The 1,941-nt window shown below is 72.2% G+C and carries 2 protein-coding genes; one reads left to right on the top strand and one right to left on the bottom strand.

The features are described from left to right. On the bottom strand, positions 1 to 1,105 hold a 1,105-nt coding region (locus HCN52_RS24060; protein ID WP_209314942.1), incomplete at its 3' end, for a hypothetical protein. A 266-nt stretch (positions 1,106 to 1,371) separates the two neighbouring features. On the opposite strand from HCN52_RS24060, the gene HCN52_RS24055 reads away from it, so the two are divergent. After that, entirely contained in the window at positions 1,372 to 1,752 is a 381-nt protein-coding gene (locus tag HCN52_RS24055; RefSeq protein WP_168090527.1) for a DUF6507 family protein, read from the top strand. The last annotated feature ends 189 nt before the right edge of the window (positions 1,753 to 1,941 follow it).

Here is a 1,941-nt window from a genome sequence, read left to right as displayed (position 1 = left end):
TGTGGGCGATCATGCCCAACTGCCGGTCGAGGAGGTCGACGGAGCGGATCTCGCCGGGGTCGCCGTAGGCGGCGTGGCGCCACTTCTGCGGGTCGGTGGCCTCGGCGGTGATCATGTCGTCCGTCAGCAGGTACAGGTACTGCGCGGAGGCGGGGCGGTCGGAGGCTTCGAGGTGGGAGATGATCCGTTCGTAGCCGTAGTACGTCTCGCGGGGGTCGCCGGCAGGGTCGGGGCTCTTGGCCAGTTCGTGGTGGCCGTAGGCGGTGGTCTGGTCGAGGATGTCCTGCCAGCGGCGCCCTTCCCCGGTCCGCAGCCATTCCCGGAACTCCGGGTCCTGCGGGTGGGCGTCCTGCAGCTTCGGCGGGACGCGGGTGGTGGTGGACAGGACGGTGCCGACGCCCCGCTCGACTCGCGAGACCAGATGCACCAGCGCGGGGGAGAGGTGGCTGCCCAGCTGCATCAGCCCCTCGACACCCAACTCGTCGGCGAGGGTGTCGGCGAACGCCTGGTTGTCCCCGTGCTGGTCCAGCATGTCCGCCACCCACTGCTGCTGCAGCACGTTGGTGCGCAGCAGCGGGCCGGCCGCGTCCGCCACCTGGCGTGCCAGGGCCGCTGCGCCGTGGTGGCCGACCGGGGGCGGTGTGCCGCCCGGTTCCGGCAGCAGTGCGTTGACCGCGAGGGCGACCTCGCCCTCGGTCCGCTCGGCCTGTTCCAGTAGTCGGCGCAACTCATCGGTGTAGTCCGCGCTCGCCGCGAGGTGTTCCGGCTCGGGCTCGTGGATCCCCACGCGCTGCCACAGGGACGCGACCTCGCCCCGCAGGCCGAGCATCCGCTGGTCGATCGCCTGCATCTCCTGCTGGTACCGCGTCAGCAGCTCCACCAGCCGCCGGCCGTGCTCGCCCAGGTCCTGCCCGCCCCGGCTGACACTGCGGGTCGTGGCCAGCAACTCCTCGGTGTGATCGGTGGCATAGCTACCGCCGAACCCCTGGAAGGTGTGATGGGTGTCGACGCTGTCGGTCTCCACCGCCGCCGCCGACCGGCTCAACGCCCCGATCAACCGCTCCAACTCCGCCAGATCACCCGAGTACGACGGTATGTCCCCCACACCGATCAACGACGCACCCACACCGACAACCCCCGTCTCCCTACCTGCCTACCGACCGCGCCCGCCCCGGACACAGCCTCCCCACCCCGGGAAGCGGCGGGGCACCACCCCGCACCGATCCCATCTGTAGCAGCGCCGACAACGCGGGAGCAACGGGTCACCGACGGATGTCACAGTGTTGTGGCACGCGACGACGGGAACGGAACCGACGAGCCGGTCGCAGCGTGATCGCAGGTGCCGGGCGGCAGACGACTGACGGGGGCGGGATGACGTACTGGGACATCGACATTGAGGGCGCGGCGGGAGCTCTCAGCCGGTTCGCGAGCCAGGCCTCGGGGCTGAAGGCGCACAAGGAGAGCTACCCCGAGACCGCGCGTGAGGCAGCGCAGGCCGTCGGCGGGTTCGCCGACAGCCGGGTGAGTGAGGTGAGGACCGCGGTGGAGCACTACGCGGAGCGGTCGGAGCGTCAGATCGAGGAGATCGGCCGGTGCGCCGACGGCTCGGAGGACGGCGCGGTCTTCGCCGTGGGGGCGCACTGCGAGGGCGACCTCACCATGGAGGACAGCGCACGCGACCGGGCCGGCGCCGAGTTCACCCTGACGCCGGGGGACCGCTACCGCTCCACGGACGGCCGCCCGGCGTTCTGACAGCACGACCCGCACGCCGCACAGCGGCACGCACAGCACGCACAGCACGCACAGCACGCACAGCACGCACAGCACGGATGGCACGGCCGGCACGCGCCGGCCTGCGCGGCGGTCGGGCGTCCGGACCCGGTCGGGGCGCCGCGTCGTCGCGGGAGCCTCCTGCCGCCGACGGCGCGGACGGCCGACGGC

It is taken from the genome of Streptomyces bohaiensis (genome assembly GCF_012033785.1).
GTDB classification, from domain to species: domain Bacteria; phylum Actinomycetota; class Actinomycetes; order Streptomycetales; family Streptomycetaceae; genus Streptomyces; species Streptomyces bohaiensis.
The sequence above is the reverse complement of the archived record's forward strand: the minus strand, read 5'-3'. Positions and strand labels throughout refer to the sequence as shown.

Coding starts and splice junctions, on each gene's coding strand:
- HCN52_RS24055 (WP_168090527.1), top strand. CDS start 1,372: ATGACGTACTGGGACATCGACATTGAGGGCGCGGCGGGAGCTCTCAGC.